The organism is Bradyrhizobium sp. NC92, from assembly GCF_025200865.1.
GTDB lineage: Bacteria > Pseudomonadota > Alphaproteobacteria > Rhizobiales > Xanthobacteraceae > Bradyrhizobium.
Window position 1 is genome coordinate 3,773,356 of sequence record NZ_CP104171.1, and the last position, 23,230, is coordinate 3,796,585.

21 protein-coding genes are annotated in these 23,230 nt (G+C 66.1%); 11 read left to right on the forward strand and 10 right to left on the reverse strand.

What is annotated here, in order from left to right; genetic code table 11:
* The first annotated feature begins 26 nt into the window (after positions 1-26).
* From N2602_RS17490 to N2602_RS17500, 3 genes are read left to right on the forward strand one after another with little or no spacing between them, the layout of a single operon-like run.
* Entirely contained in the window at positions 27-566 is a 540-nt protein-coding gene (locus N2602_RS17490) for a hypothetical protein (RefSeq protein ID WP_260383395.1), read from the forward strand.
* Between the two features lie 50 nt (positions 567-616).
* The gene (der, locus tag N2602_RS17495; protein ID WP_260383396.1) at positions 617-1,999 is read left to right on the forward strand and encodes a ribosome biogenesis GTPase Der; all 1,383 of its coding nucleotides are present in this window, start codon (positions 617-619) and stop codon (positions 1,997-1,999) included.
* Positions 1,996-3,252 carry a TCR/Tet family MFS transporter gene (locus tag N2602_RS17500; RefSeq protein ID WP_260383397.1) on the forward strand — a complete coding sequence of 419 codons (1,257 nt, stop codon included), beginning with the start codon at positions 1,996-1,998 and terminating at the stop codon, positions 3,250-3,252. Before der ends, N2602_RS17500 begins: the two co-directional genes overlap by 4 nt.
* A 180-nt stretch (positions 3,253-3,432) precedes the next feature.
* Here the strand turns inward: N2602_RS17500 and N2602_RS17505 are convergent, their stop codons facing one another.
* The 5 genes from N2602_RS17505 to radA all read right to left on the reverse strand — a co-directional run bounded on the left by N2602_RS17505 (position 3,433) and on the right by radA (position 9,641).
* Positions 3,433-4,656, reverse strand: coding sequence for an ABC transporter substrate-binding protein (locus tag N2602_RS17505; RefSeq protein WP_172786430.1), 1,224 nt, complete (start codon positions 4,654-4,656; stop codon positions 3,433-3,435).
* 268 nt (positions 4,657-4,924) lie between these two features.
* Positions 4,925-5,665 (reverse strand): SDR family NAD(P)-dependent oxidoreductase, encoded by a 741-nt coding sequence (locus N2602_RS17510; protein WP_260383398.1) that lies wholly within the window; start codon positions 5,663-5,665, stop codon positions 4,925-4,927.
* A gap of 181 nt (positions 5,666-5,846) precedes the next feature.
* Positions 5,847-7,370, reverse strand: a complete 1,524-nt coding sequence (gene purF, locus N2602_RS17515; protein WP_212257527.1) for an amidophosphoribosyltransferase — start codon at positions 7,368-7,370, stop codon at positions 5,847-5,849.
* A gap of 28 nt (positions 7,371-7,398) precedes the next feature.
* Positions 7,399-8,028, reverse strand: coding sequence for a CvpA family protein (locus tag N2602_RS17520; protein ID WP_172786433.1), 630 nt, complete (start codon positions 8,026-8,028; stop codon positions 7,399-7,401).
* 167 nt (positions 8,029-8,195) lie between these two features.
* Positions 8,196-9,641, reverse strand: coding sequence for a DNA repair protein RadA (gene radA / locus N2602_RS17525; RefSeq protein WP_260383399.1), 1,446 nt, complete (start codon positions 9,639-9,641; stop codon positions 8,196-8,198).
* A gap of 190 nt (positions 9,642-9,831) precedes the next feature.
* Here radA and N2602_RS17530 point away from each other — a divergent pair, with 190 nt between their 5' ends.
* Both N2602_RS17530 and N2602_RS17535 read left to right on the forward strand, forming a co-directional pair.
* A complete protein-coding gene (locus tag N2602_RS17530) occupies positions 9,832-10,980 on the forward strand; it encodes an ABC transporter substrate-binding protein (protein ID WP_260383400.1) in 1,149 nt (382 codons plus the stop codon).
* Entirely contained in the window at positions 10,980-13,049 is a 2,070-nt protein-coding gene (locus N2602_RS17535; protein WP_260383673.1) for a bifunctional diguanylate cyclase/phosphodiesterase, read from the forward strand. Before N2602_RS17530 ends, N2602_RS17535 begins: the two co-directional genes overlap by 1 nt.
* 12 nt (positions 13,050-13,061) lie before the next feature.
* On the opposite strand, the gene N2602_RS17540 is transcribed toward N2602_RS17535, so the two are convergent.
* The gene (locus N2602_RS17540; protein ID WP_260383401.1) at positions 13,062-13,787 is read right to left on the reverse strand and encodes a sulfite exporter TauE/SafE family protein; all 726 of its coding nucleotides are present in this window, start codon (positions 13,785-13,787) and stop codon (positions 13,062-13,064) included.
* 218 nt (positions 13,788-14,005) lie between these two features.
* On the opposite strand from N2602_RS17540, the gene N2602_RS17545 reads away from it, so the two are divergent.
* Together N2602_RS17545 and N2602_RS17550 are read left to right on the forward strand one after the other, a co-directional pair.
* On the forward strand, positions 14,006-14,782 hold the full coding sequence (locus N2602_RS17545; protein WP_260383402.1) for a potassium channel family protein: 777 nt from the start codon (positions 14,006-14,008) through the stop codon (positions 14,780-14,782).
* A 161-nt stretch (positions 14,783-14,943) separates the two neighbouring features.
* Positions 14,944-15,312, forward strand: coding sequence for a GFA family protein (locus N2602_RS17550; protein ID WP_260383403.1), 369 nt, complete (start codon positions 14,944-14,946; stop codon positions 15,310-15,312).
* A gap of 3 nt (positions 15,313-15,315) precedes the next feature.
* On the opposite strand, the gene N2602_RS17555 is transcribed toward N2602_RS17550, so the two are convergent.
* On the reverse strand, positions 15,316-16,086 hold the full coding sequence (locus N2602_RS17555) for an exodeoxyribonuclease III (protein WP_260383404.1): 771 nt from the start codon (positions 16,084-16,086) through the stop codon (positions 15,316-15,318).
* Between the two features lie 40 nt (positions 16,087-16,126).
* On the opposite strand from N2602_RS17555, the gene N2602_RS17560 reads away from it, so the two are divergent.
* Complete coding sequence (locus N2602_RS17560) at positions 16,127-16,342, forward strand: hypothetical protein (protein WP_172786439.1); 216 nt, start codon at positions 16,127-16,129, stop codon at positions 16,340-16,342.
* Between the two features lie 135 nt (positions 16,343-16,477).
* Here the strand turns inward: N2602_RS17560 and alr are convergent, their stop codons facing one another.
* Both alr and N2602_RS17570 read right to left on the reverse strand, forming a co-directional pair.
* Positions 16,478-17,752: an alanine racemase gene (gene alr, locus N2602_RS17565; RefSeq protein WP_260383674.1), complete on the reverse strand. Its 1,275-nt coding sequence runs from the start codon at positions 17,750-17,752 to the stop codon at positions 16,478-16,480.
* Positions 17,753-17,798: 46 nt separating this feature from the next.
* Complete coding sequence (locus N2602_RS17570) at positions 17,799-19,310, reverse strand: replicative DNA helicase (RefSeq protein ID WP_061876691.1); 1,512 nt, start codon at positions 19,308-19,310, stop codon at positions 17,799-17,801.
* 551 nt (positions 19,311-19,861) lie between these two features.
* On the opposite strand from N2602_RS17570, the gene N2602_RS17575 reads away from it, so the two are divergent.
* Positions 19,862-20,068, forward strand: a complete 207-nt coding sequence (locus N2602_RS17575) for a transcriptional regulator (protein ID WP_260383405.1) — start codon at positions 19,862-19,864, stop codon at positions 20,066-20,068.
* Between the two features lie 9 nt (positions 20,069-20,077).
* On the opposite strand, the gene N2602_RS17580 is transcribed toward N2602_RS17575, so the two are convergent.
* A complete protein-coding gene (locus N2602_RS17580; protein WP_172786440.1) occupies positions 20,078-21,328 on the reverse strand; it encodes a cyclopropane-fatty-acyl-phospholipid synthase family protein in 1,251 nt (416 codons plus the stop codon).
* Between the two features lie 276 nt (positions 21,329-21,604).
* Here N2602_RS17580 and N2602_RS17585 point away from each other — a divergent pair, with 276 nt between their 5' ends.
* A complete protein-coding gene (locus N2602_RS17585) occupies positions 21,605-22,516 on the forward strand; it encodes a hypothetical protein (RefSeq protein ID WP_260383406.1) in 912 nt (303 codons plus the stop codon).
* Between the two features lie 109 nt (positions 22,517-22,625).
* Positions 22,626-23,222 carry a TetR/AcrR family transcriptional regulator gene (locus tag N2602_RS17590; protein WP_260383407.1) on the forward strand — a complete coding sequence of 199 codons (597 nt, stop codon included), beginning with the start codon at positions 22,626-22,628 and terminating at the stop codon, positions 23,220-23,222.
* Positions 23,223-23,230 lie beyond the last annotated feature (8 nt).

The following is a 23,230-nucleotide window of genomic DNA, read 5'->3' on the forward strand; positions in this document are numbered from 1 at the left end:
GTTCTCTGACGTAACGAGACACCAAGATGCGCCGCACGCCCCGCTTGATCGCAGCCGCCGTCCTGATCGCCTTCACCGGCGCCCTGGGCGGCTGCTCCAGCTTCGATCCGAGCGACCTGCTCGACTTCCTCGACACCAAGAAGAAGCTGCCGGGCGACCGCAAGCCGGTCTTCCCCGAAGGCGTGCCGGGGCTCGAGCAGGGCGTGCCGAGGGATCTGTACAAGGGCGCGCAGCAGCAGCAACCCGACCCGAACGCACCTGCCGTGGCGGCATTGCCCGCGGAGCCGGAGCCGGCCAAGCCGGCGAAGGGGGCCAAGGCAAAGCATACCAAGCAGCCCGCCACGGCGGCCGCGCCAGCCGCAGCACCCGCCGGCGAGGTCGATGGCGAAGCCCAGCCGGAGGCCGCGCCAGCGACGTCCGCTCCGCCGCCCAAGCACAAGATCGTCCGCAGGCGCACCACCGCGCCGGATCAGCCGGCGCAGCCGGCGCAACCCGCCCCGGCCGCGCAGCAGCAATCGCAGAGCGCCTTCCCGGCGCCGCTGCCGAGCGGCAGCTTCTCGCGCTAGTAATTCCACCTGCATTGACAGGCGCAGCCCCGGCAGCGCACGAATGACCGATGTCCTTCACGATCGCCATCATCGGCCGGCCCAATGTCGGCAAATCGACGCTGTTCAACCGCCTGGTTGGGCAGAAGCTCGCGCTGGTCGATGATCTACCCGGCGTCACCCGCGACCGCCGGGAAGGCGAGGCCAGGCTCGGTGATCTCCGCTTCACCATCATCGATACCGCCGGCCTCGACGAGGGCGCCAAGGGCTCGCTGACGGCGCGCATGCAGGAGCAGACCGAGACCGCGATCGCGCAGGCGGACGCGCTGTTCTTCGTCGTCGACGCCCGCATCGGCCTGACGCCGACCGATCGCGCCTTCGCCGATTTCGCCCGCAAGGCCAACAAGCCGGTGCTGCTCGTCGCCAACAAGAGCGAGGGCAAGCACGGCGATGCCGGTGCGATGGAATCCTTCGCGCTCGGCCTCGGCGATCCCATCCAGATCTCGGCCGAGCACGGCGAGGGCATGGGCGAGCTCTACGATGCGCTCGCCGGCCTGATGCCGGAGCCCGTCGAGGAAGACGAGGATGAGGACGACGCGCCGCTCACCGAGGAGGAGGCCGCGACGCGCCCGATCCGCGTCGCCATCGTCGGCCGGCCCAATGCCGGCAAGTCGACGCTGATCAACCATCTGCTCGGCGAGGAGCGCCTGCTGACGAGCCCCGAGGCCGGCACGACGCGCGACTCCATCGCCGTCGAGATCAACTGGAAGGGCCGCGACTTTCGCGTGTTCGACACCGCGGGCCTGCGCCGGCGCTCGCGCATCGAGGAGAAGCTGGAGAAACTCTCGGTCGCCGACGCGCTGCGCGCGGTGCGCTTTGCCGAAGTGGTCGTGCTGATGATGGACACGCAGAACCGCTTCGAGGAGCAGGACCTGCGCATCGCCGACCTGATCGAGCGCGAGGGACGGGCGGTCGTGCTGGCCGTCAACAAATGGGATCTGATGGAGACCAAGGGCGGCGGCGCGATCTCGGGCCTGCGCCGCGACGCCGACCATTGGCTGCCGCAGCTCAAGGGCGTGCCCATCGTCGCCGTCTCGGGCTTGATGGGCGAGGGCATCGACCGCCTGATGCAGGCGATCCAGGACGCCTATGCGATCTGGAACCGGCGCGTGCCGACCTCAGCACTCAATCGCTGGTTCGAGCAGGCGATCCAGGCCAACCCGCCGCCCGCGGTCTCCGGCCGCAGGCTGAAGCTGAACTACATCACCCAGACCAAGGCGCGCCCGCCGAGCTTCGTGCTGTTCTGCTCGCGCGCGGACGCCGTGCCGCAATCCTACTTGCGCTATCTCACCAATTCGATGCGCGAGACCTTCGAGCTGCCGGGCACGCCGGTGCGCATCACGCTGCGCGAGAAGGCCAATCCCTTCGCGCACAAGCGCAAGCGGCCGTCGTGAGCGACGGCGCGGGCGAAGTGGTGGTGCACGGCGCAGCGCCGGCCAGGGGCGGCGCCGTCGCCTTCATCTTCGTCACCATCCTCCTCGACATGCTCGCGCTCGGCGTGATCATGCCGATCCTGCCGAAGCTGATCGAAAGTTTCGTCGACAACGACACCGCACATGCCGCGCGCATATTCGGCGTGTTCGGCACCGCCTGGGCCTTGATGCAGTTCGTGTTCTCGCCGGTGCTCGGGGCGCTGTCCGATCGTTTCGGACGGCGGCCGGTGGTGCTGCTGTCGAATTTCGGGCTCGCGGCCGATTACGTCTTGATGGCGCTGGCGCCGTCGCTTGCGTGGCTGTTCGTCGGCCGCGTCATCTCCGGCATCACCTCGGCGAGCATCTCGACCGCCTTCGCCTATATCGCCGACATCACGCCGCCGGAACGGCGTGCGGCGGTCTTCGGCCGGATTGGGGCGGCCTTCGGCGCCGGCTTCATCTTAGGGCCGGCGCTCGGCGGCCTGCTCGGCGATATCGATCCGCGCCTGCCGTTCTGGGCCTCGGCGGCCCTGAGCTTCGCCAACGCGCTCTATGGCCTGTTCGTGCTGCCGGAGTCGCTTGCGCCCGACAAGCGCGCGCCGTTCCACTGGCGCAGCGCTAATCCGCTCGGGGCGCTGCAGCTGCTGCGCTCCAACGCGGTGCTGGCCGCCTTGTCGATCGTCAACTTCATCGCGCAGGTCGCCCACGTCGTGCTGCCCTCGACCTTCGTGCTCTATGCGACCTATCGCTATGGCTGGGATTCCAAGACGGTCGGCTTGACGCTCGCCATGGTCGGCATCTGCGCCATGGTGGTGCAGGGGTTTGCGATCGGCCCCATCGTGCGCGCGCTCGGCGAGCGGAATGCGCTGCTGCTCGGCCTGTGCTGCGGCGCGGTCGGCTTCGTGGTGCTCGGCGCTGCGCCGACCGGACCGCTGTCGTGGCTCGGGATTCCCGTTCTGGCGCTGTGGGGCATCTCCGGTGCCGCCTCGCAAGCGCTGATGACGCGGCTCGTCGCGCCGGATCAGCAGGGCCAGCTGCAGGGCGCGACCGCGAGCGTGCAGAGCGTATCGCAGCTCGTCGGCCCGTTCCTGTTCACGCTGACGTTTTCCTACTTCATCGGCGCCAGCGCGCCGCTGCATCTGCCCGGCGCGCCGTTCCTGCTCGCCGCGGTGCTGATGGTGGTGTGCGTTGCGATCGCGGTGCGCTCGCTGGGCGTTACGAAGACGGTCTCGTAAGATGGGCAAAGGCGCGTAAGCGCCGTGCCCACGATCTGTTCATGCTACGAAACAGTGGTGGGCACGCTTCGCTTTGCCCACCCTACGGCAGTGTCGCATGTCGCGCGAGATCCCGGGTCTGGTGCTGCGGGCCGCGCTTCGCGGTCCCGTGCGCACCATCCCGGGATGACCGCTACACGGTCACTTCTTCACCAGCGGGCAGTCGCTGTCCTTGAGCGGCTTGGCCGCATCTTCCGGCGCGATGGTGGCGACCAGCTTGTAATAGTCCCACGGTCCCTTCGACTCCTCGGGCTTCTTCACCTCGAACAGATAGGCGGGGATGAGGCGGCGTCCGTCCTGGCGCAGCGGGCCCTTGCCGAACAGCGGATCGTCGGTCGGCAGCTCCTTCATCTTGGCGACGACCTTGGCGCCGTCATGCGGATTGCTGCCGAGCGCTTCCATTGCCTTCAGGTAATGCAGGATCTCGGCGTAGAGCCCCGCAACCGTCATCGAGGGCATCGAGCCCTTGGGCGAGACCTTCTGGAAGCGCTTCGACCATTCGCGGGTCTGGTCGTTGAGGTCCCAGTAGAAGGATTCAGTGAAGGTCAGGCCCTGCGCCGTCTTCAGGCCGAGCGAGTGCACGTCGTTGATGAACAGCAGCAGCGCGGCGAGCTTCTGTCCGCCCTGGACGATCCCGAATTCGGCGGCCTGCTTGATCGCGTTGGTGGTGTCGCCGCCCGCGTTGGCAAGGCCGATGATCTTGGCCTTGGAGGACTGGGCCTGCAGCAGGAAGGAGGAGAAGTCCGCCGTGTTCAGCGGGTGCTTGACGCCGCCGAGCACCTTGCCGCCGGTCGCCGTGACGACCGCGCCGGTATCACGCTCCAGCGCATGGCCGAACGCGTAATCCGCGGTGAGGAAGAACCAGCTGTCGCCGCCCGCCTTGGTCAGCGCCTTGCCGGTGCCGTTGGCGAGCATGTAGGTGTCGTAGGTGAAGGACACGGTGTTGGGCGTGCAGGCCTTGCCGGTGAGGTCGGCGGTGGCCGCACCTGAATTGAGCAGCACCGCGTTCTTTTCCTTGACGAGGTTGCTCACCGCGAGCGCCACGCCGGAGCTCGGCGTGTCGGCGATGGCGTCGACCTTGTCGGCGTCGATCCATTGCCGGGCGATGTTGACGCCGATGTCGGGCTTGTTCTGGTGATCGCCGGAGAGCACCTCGATGGTCCAGCCCTTCGCCTTCAGGCCGGAATCCTCGACCGCCATCTTCACTGCCGCGACCGAGTTCGGACCGCCGATGTCGGCATAGAGGCTCGACATGTCGTTGAGCACGCCGATCTTGATGGTCTTGTCCTGCGCGAAGGCGGATGTGGCAAAGCCGAAAGCGGCACAGGCCAGAAGGGCCGCGGTGCGGCGTGCGGGCATCGTCATAAAAGGCTTCCTCCATTGTCAAATATGCGAACGGCTCTCTTTGGGAGCCTTGTTCCAAGTGATCGCTCTACCGTGTCCCACGGCCGACGGCAATGCACCTAAAGCCGGATGACGCTGCGTCCTAGCGTCATCCTTCGGTTAACTTTTGGGCAAAATGCGTTGAGACGCTATTTCAGCGCGTGAGATGTCAGCGTGAATTTCTGATTGCGCTTTCCGGCACCGACTTCGGCGGTATGGCCATGCCCCCGGGCATGGCGTCCGAAGGCAATCAGGCCGGAGCGCGGAAGCTCATCAGGGTGCGGGTCTTGTAGTCGTAGAACTTGCCGGTCTCGGTCCAGTCGGGCGCGCACAGCGGCACGATGAATTCGGCAACCTGCTCGGGCGTGTCGAGCGTCGCCGGATCCTCGCCGGGCATCAGCGTTGCGCGCATGCGGGTGCGCACCGGGCCGGGATTGAACAGATTGACACGCAGCTTCGTGTTTGCGGTTTCCTGTGCCCAGGCGCGTGCCAGCGTCTCCAGTGCGGCCTTGGACGCCGCGTAGGGGCTGACGTAAGCGGTGGCCTTGTTGGCGGCACCCGAGGTGATGAACACGGCGCGGCCGGCATCGGACTGCTTCAGCAGCGGCTCCATGCAGCGGATCAGCTGGAAATTCGCGGAGACGTTCACCGCCATCACCTCGTTGAAGGTCTTCAGCTCGATATGGCCGATCGGCGAGGAAGGGCCGAGCACGCCGGCATTGCCGACGAGGATGTCGAGCTTGCCGTAGCGATCGTGCAGGCCGGCGCCGAGACGCGCGATGCCGTCGGAATCGGTGAGGTTGAGCGGCACCAGGGTGGCACTGCCACCCTCTTTCCGGATCTCGTCGTCGAGCTCTTCGAGCCCGCCTTGCGTACGCGCGGTGGCAACGATATGCGCCCCGGCTTTGGCCAGTGCGATAGCGGTGGCATAGCCGATGCCGCGCGAGGCGCCGGTGACGAGAGCGATACGGTCAGCGAGGGGCTTTGTCATGGCGGGGTTTTACAGCCGTGGACGGCCGGGACAAGCCCTCCGCATGGTCGTCATTCCGGGGCGATGCGAAGCATCGAACCCGGAATCCAGAGGTTTGAGGCAACATGTCGAGATCCTCAGGTGCGCAATTGCGCACCATAGTTCGGTCCTTACGGACTGCCCCGCGATGACGCGTTCGCCGTCAGCTCGCCTCCGCCAGCAGCGACAGCTGCCGCGGCTGCGGCTCGGTCTGGGTCTGGTCGGTAAGATGGGTCGGATAGACGCCGGTGAAGCAGTGATCCGCGAACTTTGGATTGGCGGGATCGCGGCCGGGCTCGCCCATGGCGCGGTACATGCCGTCGATCGACAGGAAGGCGAGTGAGTCCGCACCGATGAGCTCGCGCATCTCCTCCAGCGAATGCGTCGCTGCCAGCAGGCCGCCGCGGTCGGGCAGGTCGATGCCGTAATAGTCAGGGTAGAGGATCGGTGGCGAGGCGAGACGGAAATGCACCTCCTTGGCACCGGCATCGCGCATCATGCGCACGATCTTCTTCGAGGTGGTGCCGCGCACCAGGGAGTCGTCGATCAGGATGATGCGCTTGCCTTCGATCGCGGCGCGGTTGGCCGAGTGCTTCATGCGCACGCCGGATTCGCGGATCGCCTGCGTCGGTTGGATGAAGGTGCGGCCGACATAATGGTTGCGGATGATGCCGAGCTCGAACGGCACGCCCGAATGCTGGCTGTAGCCGACCGCCGCGGGCACCCCGGAATCCGGCACCGGCACGACGACGTCGACAGGCACATGGCTCTCGCGTGCGAGCTGCGCGCCGAAATTCTTGCGCACCTCGTAGACCGAGCGGCCGTGGACGATGGAATCCGGTCGCGAGAAGTAGATGTATTCGAAGATGCAGGGGCGCGGCGCCATCGGCGGGAACGGCTTGTGGATGTCCTGGCCGTTCTCGTCGAACACGATGACCTCGCCGGGCTCGATGTCGCGCACGAAGCGGGCGCCGATGATGTCGAGCGCGCAGGTCTCAGACGTCAGGATCGGGCAGCCGTCGAGCTCGCCGAGCACCAGCGGGCGGATGCCGCGCGGATCGCGCGCGCCGACCAGCTTCTTGTTGGTGAGCGAGACCAGTGCATAGGCGCCTTCGATCTCGCGCAGCGCGTCGATATAGCGCTCGATGAAGCGGCTGCGCCTCGAGCGCGCCACCAGATGCAGGATCACCTCGGTGTCGGAGGTCGACTGCATCATCGCGCCGTTCTTGACGAGTTCGCGGCGCAGCGTCAGGCCGTTGGAGAGGTTGCCGTTGTGGGCGACCGCAAGGCCACCGGCATTGAGCTCGGCGAACAGCGGCTGCACGTTGCGCAGGATGGTGGCGCCGGTCGTGGCGTAGCGGACATGGCCGACCGCGACACTGCCGGGCAGGCGGTCGATCACCTCGCGGCGGGAGAAGGTGTCGCCGACGAGGCCGAGGCGGCGTTCTGAATGAAAGCGGCTGCCGTCGTAGGAGACGATGCCGGCGGCCTCCTGGCCGCGATGCTGCAGGGCGTGAAGGCCGAGCGCGGTGATGGCGGCCGCATCAGGATGGCCGTAGATGCCGAAGACGCCGCATTCCTCGCGCAGCGTATCGCCTTCCAGATCGTCCTGAAGCTCGAGTGCGGCCGGGCCTGGACCGGCGTTTGGATCGAGATCAAGCAGGGCGTCCTGGTCAGGGTGTCGCATCTCGTTCTCGCCTCTCTCTAGGGCTGTATCAACGCGCCGCAGGTTTCTCGATCAGCTTTTTCATGCCGTCACGAGCCGATTTACTGTACCCGTCGCCACTGCCCGAAGGCTGCTGCTCGGATTCAGCTTGATCATCATCTGGTTTGTTTTTCTTGAATCTCTTCAAGATGGTGTTCTCGGGGTCGTCAGGCAAGAGGGCCATCAGCCAATCGCCGGTTCCCTGGAGCACGACGCGGGACTTGGCCCCGGTGACCCAGTCCGGCCGCTGCTTGTCCGGCACCAGCCAGGTGAAGAACAGGAAGGCAACCACCACGATCAAAAGCCCGCGAGCCAGCCCAAACAGGAAGCCGAGGGTGCGATCCAGCGCGCCGATCCGCGAATCCAGGATCATGTCGGAGATCCGGACCGTGATGACGGAGACCACGACCAGGGTGCCGACGAACACGCCCGCGACCACGACCACGCTCGCGACCGTATCGTTGTTGAAATAGCTCTTGGCGGTGGGCAGCAGCTTCGAGAAGGAATACAGCGTCACGATCGCCGCCGCACCCCAGGCCGCGATCGACAGGATTTCGCGCATGAAGCCGCGGACCATGGCGAGCAGGCCCGAGATCAGCATCACACCGAGCAGGATCAGGTCGAGGAGTGTTACTGGCATCGGCTGGTCTGGTCCGCTCGTACTTCAAAGGTGCTCTAGCGAATCGGTGTTTGGCCGCTGCCCTAAAAGAAGGGCAGACGGCGTTCCCGGCAAGGCCGCAACCACGCAATCCCATGCTGCTTTTGTGACGGCTGTATAGCGGCGAGGGCCTCCGGCGTCACCTCCACCTAACCCTCTCCGCGGCGGAATCTTGCCGGTGTGGCATTTTTCTCTGGCTGCGCGCTGGATTCGCCCCGGCGGGAGCCCCGGGCTGCGATCTCGGCGACCAATGTCGTCAGGCTGTTCACCGTGTTCAGGGACAGGCCGGCGTCGCCGCCCGCATCGCCCCGTGCCGATTCGGGCAGCACCGCGCGCTGGAAGCCGAGCTTTGCCGCCTCCTTCAGCCGGGCCGGGGTCTGCGCCACCGGGCGCACCACGCCCGACAGCGAGATTTCGCCGAAATAGACGGCATCGGTGGGTAACTGCGCATTAACCAGCGACGACACCAGGGCCGCGGCGGCGGCGAGATCGGCCGCGGGCTCGTGGATGCGCAGGCCGCCGGCAACGTTCAGATAGACGTCGTGGCCGGACAGCTTGACCCCGCAATGGGCCTCCAGCACGGCCAGCACCATCGAGAGCCGGCTCGGATCCCAGCCGACCACGGCCCGGCGCGGGGTGCCGAGCGAGGTTGGGGCCACCAGTGCCTGCAATTCGACCAGAACGGGCCTCGTGCCCTCGATGCCGGCGAAGACCGCCGTGCCGGGCGTGCCGAGATCGCGCTCGGACAGGAACAGCTCCGACGGGTTGGTGACCTCGCGCAGGCCAAGGCCGGTCATCTCGAACACGCCGATCTCGTCGGTCGGACCGAAGCGGTTCTTCACCGCGCGCAGGATGCGGAATTGCTGCGAGCCTTCGCCCTCGAACGACATCACCGCATCGACCATGTGCTCGACCACGCGGGGGCCGGCGATCTGGCCGTCCTTGGTGACGTGGCCGACCAGGATGATGGCGGCTCCGGTCTTCTTGGCGAAGCGGATCAGCGCCTGCGCCGAAGCGCGCACCTGCGTCACCGTGCCGGGCGCCGATTCCACCGTGTCGGTCCACATGGTCTGGATCGAGTCGATCACGATCAGCCGGGGCACTGCGCCCTCCGACAGCGTCGAGACGATGTCCTCGACCGAGGTCTCGGCCGCGAGCTGCACCGGCGCGTCCGACAGCCCGAACCGCTCGGCGCGCAGGCGCACCTGGGCGACCGCCTCTTCGCCGGAGATGTAGACGACGCGGTGGCCGGCGCGCGCCAGGAGACTGGTCGCCTGCGTCAGCAGCGTCGACTTGCCGATGCCGGGATCGCCGCCGACCAGCAGCACCGAGCCGCGCACGAAGCCGCCGCCGGTGACACGGTCGAGCTCGGTCATCCCCGAGGACAGGCGCGGCGCGTCCGGGCTCTTGCCGGCAAGGCTCTCCAGCGCAAACGTTCGGCCCTTGCGTTTGGAGCGGATCGACACCGGCACGCTGCCGCTGGTGTCTTCTTCCGCGAGCGTATTCCACTCGCCGCAGGACTCGCACTTGCCCTGCCAGCGGTTATAGGCCGCGCCGCAGTTCTGGCAGACGAAGGACAGCGTGGATTTGGCCATGGGGAGCGCGAGTCGCGGGTTTCGGATGTGCTGATAGCACGGAATGGCGGGCCGATCGCCGGAGCTTCGAATATCTCAATTTGGCACCGGAGATATACCCTTCGTTAGCTCTGTGCCGCCGTGCCCGGCTGGATTTTGCCAATTCTTAGCGGACGGGGGCCCAATCTCGGAACCAACGGGGGCGGCGAAGATGACGAGATTTCTGCGAATATTGCTCGCGGCGGGCGTGGCCTGCGGCGTTTTCGGGTCCGCTGGCCGCAGCCTTGCCAAGCCCCTCAACATCGTCTTCGTCAATCCCGGCAAGTCCGGCGAGGTCTATTGGGACATGGTCGCGCAGACCATGCAGGCTGCCGGCCGCAAGCTCGACGCGCATGTCGAGGTGCTGACCAGCGAGCGGAACTACCGCACCATGCAGGAGCTCGGCTTCGGCGTGGTGGCCCGTGCCGACAAGCCGGACTTCCTCATCCTGTCGAACGAGGAATCCGCCGCCGTTCCCATCCTGGAGGCCGCCGAGGCCGCGGGCGTCAAGACGCTGCTGCTTTCGAACACGCTGATCGGCGAGGACGCGGTGCGTCTTGGACCGCCGAGGCACAAGCTCAAGACCTGGCTCGGCGACATCACGACCGATCTTCAGATTGCGGGCGCGCGGATGGCCGATGCGCTGATCACGGCCGCGCGTGCCGAGAAATGGCAGAGCGCGGACGGCAAGATCCACATTCTCGGCATCGGTGGCGACGAGACCACGCCCGCCTCGATCGCCCGCAATGCCGGCCTCAAGCTCGCGGCGGATGCTGCGTCCGACGTCGTGGTGGACCGCATGCTGTTCGCCAACTGGACGCAGTCCGAGGCCGAGCGGGTTACGGCAAACTATCTGAGCTGGGCCGCACGCAAGGAAATCCGGCCTGCCGGGATTTGGGCTGGAAACGATCCGATGGCGCTCGGCGCGCTGCGTGCGGCAATCGCCGCGGGCCTCGTGCCCGGCCAGAACATCCAGGTGGTCGGCCTCAACTGGTCGGAGGATGCGATGCGCGAGATCAAGGCCGGTCGCATGCTCCTGACCGATGGTGGGCATTTCCTGCTCGGCGGCTGGTCCGTCGTTCTGCTGCGCGACTATGCCGACGGCTGCGATTTCGCCGCCGTTTCGCCCCGCGTCGAGGTCAAGACGTCGGCGATCACCCGCGACAATCTCGCGTCTGTCGGCGACCTCATCAGGACCCGGGCGTTCGACCGGATCGACTTCACGCGGTTCCGGGCGCAGGCCGGGCGCTGCGGCCAATATGACTTCTCCCTCGGTGCGCTCATCTCGTCGCTGCCGCTTGCCGAAGGCGTCGCGGATTGATGCGCAAGGGTGAGGCGATGACCGATCCGGATCGCAAGCAGCAGGCAGCGCCACCGCGCTTGCGCTCGGTCGTCCACGCGATGATCTGGGCCACCGTGCCCGTTCTGCTGCTGGTGCAATTGCTCGCCTCCGCCGGCGTCGAGGCATCGAGCTTCTGGTCGCAGCTGAGGCAGCTCGACGCCCGCATGGCCCGCGTCGCCGAGAGCCGCGCCGAGCTGATCGCCGAGCCGCTCTGGAAGATGCGTTACGACCAGGTCACGGGCGTGCTCAACGAGATCATGCACGACGAGACCATCGCGGCGGCGGCCGTCTACGACGATACAGGCGCCGCGATCGCCCGTGTGGTCGCGCGCTCGGAAGGCCAGTCGGTTGCTGAGGTCTCGCACCCGATCCGCTACAGCAACGGCAATATGGCCGTTCAGGCCGGCCGCATCGCCATCGCCTATTCGCGTACGGCGCTCTACGCGGATGCGGGCAGCCGCCTGATGCTGCTGCTCGTCGTCGGGCTGCTCGCAACCTTCGCGACCCTGATCGCCATGCGGATCTCCGCCAACATCTTCATCGGCAGGCCGCTCGCGGCCATGATGTCGGCGATCCAGCGCAGCAAGCAGGACGGCCGGGCCTATCCGGCTGATGTCACGTCCTCGAACGAATTCGGCCAGCTCGCGCGCGCCTTCAACGCCATGCAGCACACGACGTCAGGCGCGCTGGACCGGCTCGGGCACATGGCGACGCACGATCCGCTGACCGGGCTGCCGAACCGGCGCTCCCTGACCGAGCGCCTCGCCGTGACGAGCCAGAATGGAGGCGCGGCGGATACGCTGGTCGCGTTCTGCTTCATCGATCTCGACGACTTCAAGGGCATCAACGATACCTTCGGACACGAGGCCGGCGATGCGTTCCTGGTCCAGATCTCGCGGCGCCTTCGTCGCGCGGTCGAAGCCGAGGACTGGGTTGCCCGGCTCGGCGGCGACGAGTTCGTCGTCATTCGCCCCGAGGTGCGCGACGAACAGGCCGCGCACGCATTCGCTCAACGCGTGCTGGATGCCATTTCCGAGCCGATCCGCCTCCACGACAAGCAGGTGGTGCCGCGCGCCAGCATCGGCCTTGCCGTGCGCCACGCCGACGATCCGGAGCTGTCGCATCTGCCGACGCTCGCCGACATCGCGCTCTATCATGCCAAGAGCAAGGCGCCCGGCACGGTCGCCGTGCTGGACGAAGCGCTCCAGCGCGACTATCGCCGGCGCAGGGATCTCGAGCTCGCCATTCCCACCGGCTTTGCCGAGGGCCAGTTCGAGGTCTGGTACCAGAGCCAGGTCGATCTCGACAGCCATGAGGTGGTCGGCCTGGAAGCGCTGATCCGCTGGCGCCATCCCGAGCACGGCGTGATCGGCCCCGGCGAATTCCTGTCGCTGATCGAGCGCAGCGGCAACAATGCGCGGCTGACCCGGTACGTGCTGACCGATGCCTGCCGGGCCTTGCAGCAATTGGCGGCTGCGGGCAGGCCGCAGATCCGGATCGCGATCAATCTGCCGCCGTCCGAGCTTGCCGACCATTCGCTCGCCGCCGAGCTGCGCGCGACCTGCGCGCGCTTCGGTGTCGCGGCATCGATGCTCGAGCTCGAGATCACCGAGGGATCGCTGATCAACAACATCGCCAGCGCCTCCGAAACGCTGCATCGCCTGCGGCGCCTGGGCGCCACGATCGCGCTCGACGATTTCGGCACCGGCTACTCTTCGCTCGCCCATCTGCGCCGGTTTCCGCTCGACAAGGTGAAGATCGACAAGGCGTTCATCAGCGAAATTCCCGGCAGCGCGGAGGACAAGGCGATCGTCGGCGTCATCGCATCGCTCGCCGCCACGTTGGGGCTGACATTGGTCGCCGAAGGCATCGAGCGCGCCGAGCAGGCCGCGGCCATGCGCGAGATGGGCGTGCGGCTCGGACAGGGATTCCTCTACCAGCGGCCGCAGCCGCTCGAGGCCGTGCTGCAATGGCTCGATGGCCAGCCGGCGGCGGCGAGCCGCGTCATGGCTGACAGCCCATCGATCACCCCGGAATTCGCCGCCTGAGCCGTGGCCGGGTTACGGCTGCGCTGCGTTCCAGAGCATCGAGAGCCCGGCCGCGATCATGATCGCGTCCATCACCAGGCGGAACACGTCCGGCTTCAGGTGCAGCACGAAGCGCTTGGCGATGAAGGCGCCCGACATCAGCGAGGAGCCCGCGATCAGGCCCTTGATGAAGACCTCGCCGGTCAGCGCGCCGAAACGCTCGAAGGTCACCGACTTCGCGAAATAGAGGCCGAGCGAGGAGGCCGCCTCCGTGGCGAGAAAGGCGCCCTTGGACAGGCCGTAGAACAGGAACAGCGGCACGCTGAGCGGCCCGGTCGAGACCACGATGCCGGTGAGATAGCCGATCACCGCGCCGCCGATCGCAAGATGCCAGAGATTGGCCTTGAGGTCGTGCCGCGCCAGCCAGTGCCGCACCGGCACCATCGCGATCAGGAAGAGGCCGATGGCGAGATCGACGGCATGCGCGGGCAGTGCCAGCAACGTCCGCGCGCCGAGCGCCGCCGCCGGAATGCCCGTAACCGAATAGGCCGCACAAGCCCGCCAATCGACCTCGCGCCACCACGCCAGGATCCGGGAGAAGTTCGCCATCACGGAGGCCACCGCCATGATCGGCACGGCCTCCTTCGGCCCGTAGGCATAGACCAGCACCGGCATCAGCATGATCGACGAGCCGGTGCCGACGATGCCTGAGATGGTGCCGGCAATGAGGCCGGTGGTGAGGACGAACAGGAAGGCCAAGGGGAGCGCTCCGGGAATCGGGGCAGTGTAGCCGGAGGGGCTGGAGAGGGCGAACATTGTCGCGAGTGCTGCCTCGTCTCCTCGTTCCTGAATTGCGCGCGCCATTCTTTCGGGGGCGGCAACGTTCTGCTGCTCCGGCAGAAACAGCGCGATTGGGGCGGACCTTGCGGCACCCGTTCCGAGTTGGCATCATTCGTGCGAACCGCGATCATGGTGCCGTGACCATAACGTCTCTCCGAAGCAAGGTCCGCCGCCTTTACGAGGGCGCAACGCCGGACGGCGTGCGCTTCCGCTATGCGCTGCTCGTCTTCGATATCGTGACGGTGCTGTTGATCATTGCAACCTCGTTCCTGCAGCCCAGTGACATCGTCGAGACGCTCGATGTTCTGTTCGGCGCCATACTGCTTCTCGACTTCTCGGCTCGGCTCCTGGTCGATCGGCATCCGCTTCGGAAGTTCACCCAGCTCGCGACCTGGGCAGACATGGTCGCGATCGTGTCCTTCCTGGCGCCGCTTGCCGGCGAAGCGGGCGGCTTTCTCCGGATCCTGCGGACGTTGGGGCTGCTTCGCGACTACCAGATGCTGGTGAGGCTCCGCCTCGATTCTCCATTCTTTCGTCGCAATGAAGACGTCATCTTCGCCGTCACGAATCTGGCGGTCTTCATCTTCGTCATGACCGGCGTCGTCTACGAGACCCAGAAGTTTCGGAACGATGAGATCCGGAACTATGCCGATGCCCTGTATTTCACCGTCACGGCACTGACGACGACCGGCTTCGGCGACATTACCCTGCCGGGCACGGTCGGCCGCTTGATCACCGTCGTGATCATGATTTTCGGCGTCACGCTGTTCTTCAATCTCGCCCGCGCACTGCTCAGTCCGCACAAGGTGCGATTTCCGTGCCCGACTTGCGGACTCCAGAGGCATGATGCCGACGCCGTCCATTGTAAGGCCTGCGGCAATGTTCTCAATATTCCCGACGAGGGGGCCACCTGAAGAGCCTCTCACGCCGGCGCGGTGCGCTGTGTGACCGGACTGAGGTCTCCTACTGTGCATGGGGTTGTTTTCACCTTTTTGTTTTGACCGTGCCGCTGCTGACAGCATGTTGGCAGCAGCGGCCGGCTACGACCGCGCTCCTGACAAAACGGGAGCGGATCATGCCGATCGAGGCAAGCTGTCATTGCGGTGAGACGGTGTTCGAGGTGACGGAGGCGCCTTCGAGCGTGACGCGCTGCACCTGCACGCTCTGCGCCAAGCGCGGCGCGCTGTGGGCCTATTACAAGCCGGCGCAGTTCCGATTGCTGTCGCCGCCGGAGAACGTGGCGACCTATCTCTGGGGCAGCCGTACCGTCAAACACCATTTTTGCGCGACGTGCGGCTGCGGCACCTTTTCGGAGTCGCCGGACTGGTCGAGCGGCAAGCCCGATTTCGACAATCCCAAGGTCGCCGTCAACGCGCGCCTGTTCGACGATTTCGATCTGGAGGCCGTGCCGGTGAACGTGATCGACGGCAGGAATTTGTGGTGAGGGTCACCGCAACACCACCCACGCCGGCGCGTGGTCGCTTGCGCCATCCTCGCCGCGGATCTTCTTGTCCACCCCGGCCTTCGTTAGCCGTGAGGCCAAGGCTGGGCTGAGCAGGAGATGGTCGAGCCGCAGGCCCGCATCGCGCGGCCAGCGGTTCCGCATGTAGTCCCAGAACGTGTAGATGCGCTTGTCCGGATGCAATTCGCGGATCGCGTCGCACCAGCCTTGCTCGACCAGCGCGGCAAAGGCCGCGCGGCTCTTCGGCTGGATCAGCGCATCCTTGTCCCATGAACGCGTCGGATAGATGTCGATCTCCGTGGGCGCGACGTTGTAGTCGCCGGCGAGCACCACCGGCAGGTCCTGCTTGATGAAGGTCTTGGCGTGGCGCCGCAGCCGCGCGAACCAGTCGAGCTTGTAGTCGAATTTCGGTCCCGGCTGCGGATTGCCGTTGGGCAGGTAGATGCTGGTGACGATGACGCCGCGCACGGCGGCCTCGATGTAGCGCGCTTCGAGATCGGCGGGCTTTCCCGGCAATCGGTCGCGCGTCAGCACAGGCTCGGCGTTGCGGGCGAGGATGGCGACGCCGTTCCACGTCTTTTGTCCACGCCACACCGCGCCATAGCCGGCCTTTTCGATGGCGGCCGCCGGAAATTCGCCATCACTTGCCTTCAACTCCTGAAGCGCGACGACATCGGGCTTCGCCGCGCGCAGCCATGCCAACAGATTGGGCAGGCGGCGGTTGATGTTGTTGATGTTGAATGTCGCGATCTTCATGTAGAGCTACCGGCTCCTGCCTTCCGTCCTCGGAGATACAATGTTCAAATTGAGCTTTGCCGCTACTGCATTCGTCGTCGCGTTCTCCGGGGCCACGGCACAGTCAGCCGAAACGCGCGGCGCGTGCAAGGCGGACTATGACAAATTCTGCGCCGGCATCGCGCCGGGCGGCGGCATCGTCGCCTGTCTCAACGCCAAGCGCGACCAGCTCAGCGCCACCTGCAAGACAGCGCTGGACAGCAGAAAGAAGAAGTAGCCCTCGTGTCCCGGACGCGCGGAGCGCGAGCCGGGATCCAGAAGGCGACACGGCACACTGTCGAGAGATGGGCCCCGGCTCTGCAGCGGAGCGCTGAAGGAGCGCTGCACTGCGTCCGGGGCACGAGAGCGTCGCTTAACTTGGCAGCGGCGGCAACGCCGGCGGCTGCTCGATTGGCGGGGCGGGCGGCTGCCCGGCGTTCGACGCGGGCTCCGGCTTCGTCAGCGGCTCCTCGACATTGCCGCCCTTGTAGACGCGGGCATAGCGGTGGCCGAGGCTGGTCAGCACCTCATAGCCGATCGTGCCGAAATGGTGCGCGAGCTCGTCGACGGTGATGCCTTCGCCGAACAGCGTCACCATGTGGCCGCGCCGCACCGCGTTCGGCGCCAGATCGGTGATGTCGATCGCGATCAGGTCCATGGAGATGCGGCCCGCGATAGGGCAGCGCTTGCCGGCCACGATGACATCGGCGCCGCGGGTGCCGTCATTGGAGCTCGCAGCACGGAAATAGCCGTCGGCGTAACCGACCGCGATGATCGCGAGTTTCGTCGGACGCCGCGCGGTCCAGGTGCCGCCATAGCCGACGGTCTCGCCGCGATCGATGGTGCGGATCTGCACGATGCGCGCCTTGAGGTCGACCACCTGCTGCATGGGATTGTCGGCCTCCGGCGTCGGATTGACGCCGTAGAGCGCAGCTCCCGGCCGCACCAGGTCGAACTGGAACGGCGCGCCGAGGAAGATGCCGGAGGAGTTGGCGAGCGCCGCCGGCACGCCTGTGAACTCACTGGCGATGCTGCGGAAGGCCGCGAGCTGTCTGGCATTGATCGGGCTGTTGAGCTGCTCGGCCGAGACCAGATGGCTCATCACCAGCGTAATGCCGTGATCGCCGGCATTGATGCGGGGGATGATGGCCTGCGCTTCCGACAGCGTCAGCCCGAGCCGGTTCATGCCGGTGTCGATGTGAATAGCAGCGCCCCCGTTCCAGCCGGTGCGGCGGCAGAACACGTCCCATTCGGCGAGCTCGTTGAGATCGCCGATCACCGGACGGCAATTGATCTTGGCGTAGTGCTCGCCGGTGTTCTGGAAGTAGCCGCCGAGCACGTAGATCGTGGGCTCGGGAACGGCGGCGCGCACCTTGCGCGCTTCCTCGATGGTGGCGACGAAGAAGGTCTTGCAGCCGGCTTTGCTGAGGGCTCGCGACACCTGCTCTGCGCCGCAGCCATAGGCGTCGGCCTTGATCACCGCCGAACATTCGGCCGGCACCGCCGTCTTCTCGAGCTTGCGCCAATTGGCGATGATCGCGTCGAGATCGACGGTCAGCACGCCGCCATAGGCCGCGAGCGCGGCGGCCTGGTTGGCCTCCGCGGAGAGTGGGCCGGATTGCGGGATCGATTTCGGGGCGGACGCCATTGTCATGGCGCCGTTTTACGCAAGAGGTAGGTCCGGTTCAAGGAACTCAGTAGTCGTTGTCGCTGCGAGCCGGCAGCTGACTGTCGGGTGCCAGGTCGCCGAACCGCGTGACCGAGGCTTCGAACGCCAAATCGACGGTGCCGGTCGGGCCATGGCGCTGCTTGCCGATGATGACCTCGGCCTTTCCGTGCGCAAGACTCATGTCGAGCTGCCACTTCTCGTGTTCAGGCGTGCCTGGGCGGGGTTCCTTCATGGCGAGGTAATATTCCTCGCGGTAAACGAACAGCACAACGTCGGCGTCCTGCTCGATTGATCCGGATTCACGCAAGTCTGAGAGCTGCGGCCGTTTGTCGTCGCGGGACTCGACTTGGCGCGATAGCTGGGACAGCGCGATCACGGGAACGTTGAGCTCCTTGGCGAGCGCCTTAAGGCTGGTCGTGATCTCCGTGATTTCCTGCACGCGGCTGTCGCTGGCGCGTTTGCTCGAACCCGAGAGCAGCTGGATGTAGTCGATCACCAGGAGATCGAGACCCTTCTGGCGCTTCAGCCGGCGCGCGCGCGCCATCAGCTGCGCGATCGACAGGCCGCCGGTGGCGTCGACATAGAATGGCAGCGATTGCAGCTCGATCGAGACCTCCCGGATCTTCTCGAAATCGGCTTCCGAGATGCCGCCGCGGCGGATGTGGGAGGAGGGAACACCGGTGCGCTCGGCCACGATACGCGTGGCGAGCTGGTCGGCCGACATTTCGCAGGAGAAAAAGCCGATCACGCCGCCATTGGCGGCCTTCGTGGTGCCGTCGGCCTGGAGTTCCGGAACGTAGGCTCGTGCGACATTGTAGGCGATGTTGGTCGCGAGCGAGGTCTTGCCCATGCCGGGACGGCCCGCGACGATGATTAGGTCGGAGTGCTGCAGGCCGCCCATCTTGGTGTCGAGGTCGCGCATGCCCGTCGAGATGCCGGACAGTTTTCCGTCGCGCTGGAACGCCTTGGCCGCGAGATCGACCGCGACCGCCAGCGCCTGCGAGAACTTCTGGAAGCCGCCGTCATAGCGGCCGGATTCGGCTAGTTCGTACAGCTTTCGCTCGGCGTCCTCGATCTGTGCCCGCGGCTGGAAGTCGACCGGCGCGTCATAGGCGACGTTGACCATGTCCTCGCCGATGCCGATCAGGTCGCGGCGCAAGGACAGATCGTAGATGGTGCGGCCATAATCCTGGGCGTTGATGATGGTGGTCGCTTCGGCCGCAAGCCGCGCCAGATATTGGCCGATGGTCATGCCGCCGACGTCGGTATCGGCCGGCAGGAACGTCTTCAGCGTGACCGGGGTGGCGATCTTGCCCATCCGGATCAGGCTGCCGGCGGTCTCGAAGATGGTCTGGTGCAGCGGCTCGAAGAAGTGCTTCGCCTCCAGGAAGTCGGAGACGCGGTAGAAGGCGTCGTTGTTGACCAGGATCGCGCCCAGAAGGCTCTGTTCCGCCTCGATATTGTGCGGCGCGCTCCGATAGGCGGGAGTTCCGGCATCGGGCGCGAGTTTGAGAACGTTCGAATCAGTCAGTGCCATGGTCGGACGTGCTTAGCAATTTTCTTGGGCGGATGCGGGGCCGGGATAAAGCGCCGCCTCGGTGCAAAGCGGAAGCGAAAGCTGACCGCTATCAACCGCTCAGTTAAAATGGTGGATGATTAGCAGCCGCAGCATGCGCCGCGCTTGACTGGATTTTGGCGGAGCTCGCTCGTCCGAAAGGGGCCGCGGTCGCGCGTTGGAAAAATCCTGAAACCCATGAACCCTGTCGGCTGGCGCGCAGACCTATGGGGAGGCGCGCGAAATGACGCAGCGCAGCCGCATTCGGCTCGGCTTTAGACCAGCAGGAGGTAGACCAGCGCAACCAGGGCCGCCCCGACGCCGGTGACGATCAGGGCGTAATCGGTGCGGAGGTCGTCCTGCACGTCGAATGAGGTTTGGGTCTCTTTGCTCATGGCGACGGTCTAAGCCAGGCCCGACCAGACTTATGTGAAACAGATCACATCTCCCCGGATTCTTTCGGGGGCATGCCGGAACAGGCAGGCGGGCAGAGGATTATCTCATTCCCCGCCGACAGGGATACGAGGCGAGCGATGCAGCCAGAACGGCAGCACCAGAACTGGCGAAGCGAGGCAGGCAGCCGGCTTTGGCTGTCCGGGTTGATCGCTGCCATGAAGCATGCGGAGCGGCCCGAGGTGCGTCGCCAGCCGGTCGCCCCCGAAATCCTGCTGGAATTGCGGGCGCAATTGGCGTTAACGGCGTCTTTCCGGACATCCAGGATTTCGACGCTTCGTCACTAGGATCCGGACCTATTCACCAGCCAGCTTGAGCCTCGGCGTGGCCGCGCCCTCCCGCGCGCGCAGCCGGGCTTCCTCCCGCGGGACGTAGTCGCGGGTCATCGGCACCACGCCCTGGCGACGGGTGATCTGGATCTGGAAGTTCATCATGGCTTGCTTGCGGAACGTCATCTCGCAGGCCGCCAGGTAGAATTCCCACATCAGGGCGAAGCGCTCGTCGTAGAGCTGCACGGCTTCCTCGCGCCGCGCCATGAAGCGCTCGCGCCAAGCCCTCAGCGTCTCGGCATAGTGCAGGCGCAGAATCTCGATGTCGCAGACAAGGAGGCCCGCACGCTCGATCGCCGGCAGCACCTCCGACAGCGCGGGGATGTAGCCGCCGGGGAAGATGTATTTGGCGATCCAGGGATTGGTCGAATCCGGGCCCTGCGAACGGCCGATCGAATGCAGCAGCATGACGCCGTCTTCCTTCAGCAGTTCGGCGCAGCGCTGGAAGTAGGCGTCGTAGAACCTTGCCCCGACATGCTCGAACATGCCGACGGAGACGATGCGATCGAACGTACCGTCGACGTCGCGATAATCCTGGAGCAGGAATCTGGCCGAGCCCGCCACGCCCTTTTCGGCGGCGCGCGCATTGGCGACCTGCAGCTGTTCGGTCGACAGCGTCACGCCGGTGACGTCGGCGCCTGCAATCTCGGCGAAATAGAGCCCGAGGCCGCCCCAGCCGGAGCCGATGTCGAGCACGCGCTGGCCGTCCCTGACGAGAAGCTTCGCGGCGATGTGCCTTTTTTTGGCAAGCTGCGCGTCGTCCAGCGACATCTCGGGCGTCTCGAAATAGGCGCAGCTATATTGCTTGTCGGCGTCGAGAAAGAGCGAATAGAGCCGGCCGTCGAGATCGTAGTGATGCGCGACGTTTTGACGGGAGCGGGGGCGGGGATTGAACTGCTTGAGGTGCCGCGTCAGGTAACGCAGGTGCCACCACGGCTTTGCCCACTGCGGCAATAGGTCGGGTTGATCGAGCAGGATCGCGAGGGCATCAGCTATGCTGCCACGCTCGACTACGAACTCGCCGTTCATGTAGGCCTCGCCAAGCCCCAGCTCGGGATTGATGAGGACCCTCCGCTCGGCGTCCGCGGTGACGAAGCGGACCGCGACCGGCTCGCCGGAGCCGTCGCCGACGGTGAACTTCGATCCGCTGGCGCCGGTCACCGTCAGCGAGCCGCGGCGGATGAATTGAGACAGGAATCGACGCAACAGACGGTCCATCGGCACTCCTCTCGAGCGAACCCGAAAGATGCGACTAACCCGGCCTTCATATCTGACGCCCAGGCGCCGCAGCGGTTCCTATGCGTTTGCATCTAAATCTAGCGAGCCGGTTCCGGCCGCGCTATTGCACTGTATTCAAAGTAGATATTCGAAAACCGCTTAACCACATCCTTGCGCGTGGACCTGCTTCCATTCGCGGCTCAATCGGTTAAAAGGTGACCGCCGCCGCACCGGATGCCGGCTGCTTCGCAGTAAAATTCAACGGAGATCATGGGAATGTCGAGCCGAGCGCTCAGCCTCGCGACGGTGATGCTTCTGATTGGCTTCGGTGCGGCCGATTCCGTTCTTGCGCAGGCGACGAACCTCGAGGCCGGCAAGTCCCCGTCCCAGCTGTTCGCGCAAACCTGCAATGCCTGCCACAAGAGCCCGCGCGGACTGTTGAAGTCCGTGTCGCCCGGCTCGCTGTCCGGTTTCCTGCGCCAGCACTACACCACAAGCTCGGACATGGCGGGCGTCCTCTCCGCCTATCTGGTCTCCAATGGGGCCACCGACACCCGCTACCAGGCCAAGGACGGCAAGAAGGACGGCGCTTCGCCGGAGCAGCAGGGCCGACGCCCGCGCGCGCAGGAGGCCGCCAGGCCCGAGGGCGAGGGCGCCACTCCGGCCGCCGAGGGCACGCGCCAGAAGCGTGCCGCACGGCCGGCCGATGACGGCGCGAAGCCCGAGGGACAGGCTGCGCCCGAGGGACGCAAGGGCAAGCGCCGCGCCAAGCCCGGGACCGAGGAAGCCCCGAAGGTCGATGCGGCCGCACCGGCGGTTGACGACAAGAAGAGCGAGCCGAAGCCGGAGGCCGTCAAGCCTGACAGTGCCAAGGCCGAGCCAGACAGCGGCAAGGCATCGGAGAAGCCGGTCGAGGCCAAGCCTGATAGCGCCAAGCCTGATACTGCGAAGGTCGAGCCGCGCGGCGACGCTCCGGCCTCGCGACCCGACCCCGTCCCGCAGGTGACGCCGGCTGCACCTGCCGCCGCGAAGCCTGCCGAGCCGGCGGCGCCAAAGCCGGCCGAAGAGGCTGCTTCCAGGCCGGCCGCCCCCGCAGCCAGCTCCGAGCCGGCGGCCAGGCCGCAGCCGGCCCCGCCCGCGGCGCCGGCCGAGTCCTCCGGTCCGCCGGCACCGCCAATCTCGCGGTAAGTCTCTTACAGTCCTTAGACAGGCGAGCGGAGGCCGCCTTCATGGCGGCCTCCGCTTCGTATTGACCGGCTCTAGAGTATTGCTCTAGAGTAATACTCCAGGAGGCGCGATGGCAGCGGGCGTGCGAGACGATCTGTTGGCGGCCGGGCTGATGGTGTTCGACCGCGTCGGCTTCGAGGCCGCGACGGTGGCCGCGATCCGCAGCCGGGCGCGCGCCTCCAATGGCAGCTTCTTCCACGTCTTCGCCTCGAAGAAGGAGCTCGCCGGTGCGTTGTTTCTGGACGTTCTGCGGCACTATCACGCCGCGGTGCTGGCCGCGCTCGATCCCGTGCCCGATGCCGAGCACGGCATCGATCGCTTGATTCGGGCGCATCTCGACTGGGTCGTCACCAGCCGGCGCGAGGCGCGCTACCTCTTCGAGATCTCGCGCAGCGAATGGGGCGAGGACGTGCGCGACGCCCAGCGGGCGCAGAATGCGCGGCTTGCCGAAGGCATCGAGCGCTGGCGCGCGCCGCTGGTCGCAAGCGGCGAGCTTCTGCCGATGACGCCGGCAATGTTCATAAGCCAGCTGATCGGTCCGGCGCAGATCTTCTGCCGCGCCTTCCTGTCGGGGCGCGACCGCACCGATCCGCGCATCGAGGCGGACACGCTGATCGCCTGCGCCAAGCGCGCGCTGAGGCCGTTCGATCGCATCAACAAGCAATAAGGGGAGAC

What these genes read in the sequence shown, in the direction of transcription:
- N2602_RS17580 (WP_172786440.1), bottom strand. Translation starts at nt 21,328, where the DNA reads ATGGACCGTCTGTTGCGTCGATTCCTGTCTCAATTCATCCGCCGCGGC.
- purF (WP_212257527.1), bottom strand. Translation starts at nt 7,370, where the DNA reads ATGCGACACCCTGACCAGGACGCCCTGCTTGATCTCGATCCAAACGCC.
- N2602_RS17570 (WP_061876691.1), bottom strand. Translation starts at nt 19,310, where the DNA reads ATGGCACTGACTGATTCGAACGTTCTCAAACTCGCGCCCGATGCCGGA.
- radA (WP_260383399.1), bottom strand. Translation starts at nt 9,641, where the DNA reads ATGGCCAAATCCACGCTGTCCTTCGTCTGCCAGAACTGCGGCGCGGCC.
- der (WP_260383396.1), top strand. Translation starts at nt 617, where the DNA reads ATGTCCTTCACGATCGCCATCATCGGCCGGCCCAATGTCGGCAAATCG.
- N2602_RS17530 (WP_260383400.1), top strand. Translation starts at nt 9,832, where the DNA reads ATGACGAGATTTCTGCGAATATTGCTCGCGGCGGGCGTGGCCTGCGGC.
- alr (WP_260383674.1), bottom strand. Translation starts at nt 17,752, where the DNA reads ATGGCGTCCGCCCCGAAATCGATCCCGCAATCCGGCCCACTCTCCGCG.
- N2602_RS17590 (WP_260383407.1), top strand. Translation starts at nt 22,626, where the DNA reads ATGGCAGCGGGCGTGCGAGACGATCTGTTGGCGGCCGGGCTGATGGTG.
- N2602_RS17585 (WP_260383406.1), top strand. Translation starts at nt 21,605, where the DNA reads ATGTCGAGCCGAGCGCTCAGCCTCGCGACGGTGATGCTTCTGATTGGC.
- N2602_RS17505 (WP_172786430.1), bottom strand. Translation starts at nt 4,656, where the DNA reads ATGACGATGCCCGCACGCCGCACCGCGGCCCTTCTGGCCTGTGCCGCT.
- N2602_RS17520 (WP_172786433.1), bottom strand. Translation starts at nt 8,028, where the DNA reads ATGCCAGTAACACTCCTCGACCTGATCCTGCTCGGTGTGATGCTGATC.
- N2602_RS17510 (WP_260383398.1), bottom strand. Translation starts at nt 5,665, where the DNA reads ATGACAAAGCCCCTCGCTGACCGTATCGCTCTCGTCACCGGCGCCTCG.
- N2602_RS17550 (WP_260383403.1), top strand. Translation starts at nt 14,944, where the DNA reads ATGCCGATCGAGGCAAGCTGTCATTGCGGTGAGACGGTGTTCGAGGTG.
- N2602_RS17575 (WP_260383405.1), top strand. Translation starts at nt 19,862, where the DNA reads ATGCAGCCAGAACGGCAGCACCAGAACTGGCGAAGCGAGGCAGGCAGC.
- N2602_RS17535 (WP_260383673.1), top strand. Translation starts at nt 10,980, where the DNA reads ATGCGCAAGGGTGAGGCGATGACCGATCCGGATCGCAAGCAGCAGGCA.
- N2602_RS17560 (WP_172786439.1), top strand. Translation starts at nt 16,127, where the DNA reads ATGTTCAAATTGAGCTTTGCCGCTACTGCATTCGTCGTCGCGTTCTCC.
- N2602_RS17555 (WP_260383404.1), bottom strand. Translation starts at nt 16,086, where the DNA reads ATGAAGATCGCGACATTCAACATCAACAACATCAACCGCCGCCTGCCC.
- N2602_RS17490 (WP_260383395.1), top strand. Translation starts at nt 27, where the DNA reads ATGCGCCGCACGCCCCGCTTGATCGCAGCCGCCGTCCTGATCGCCTTC.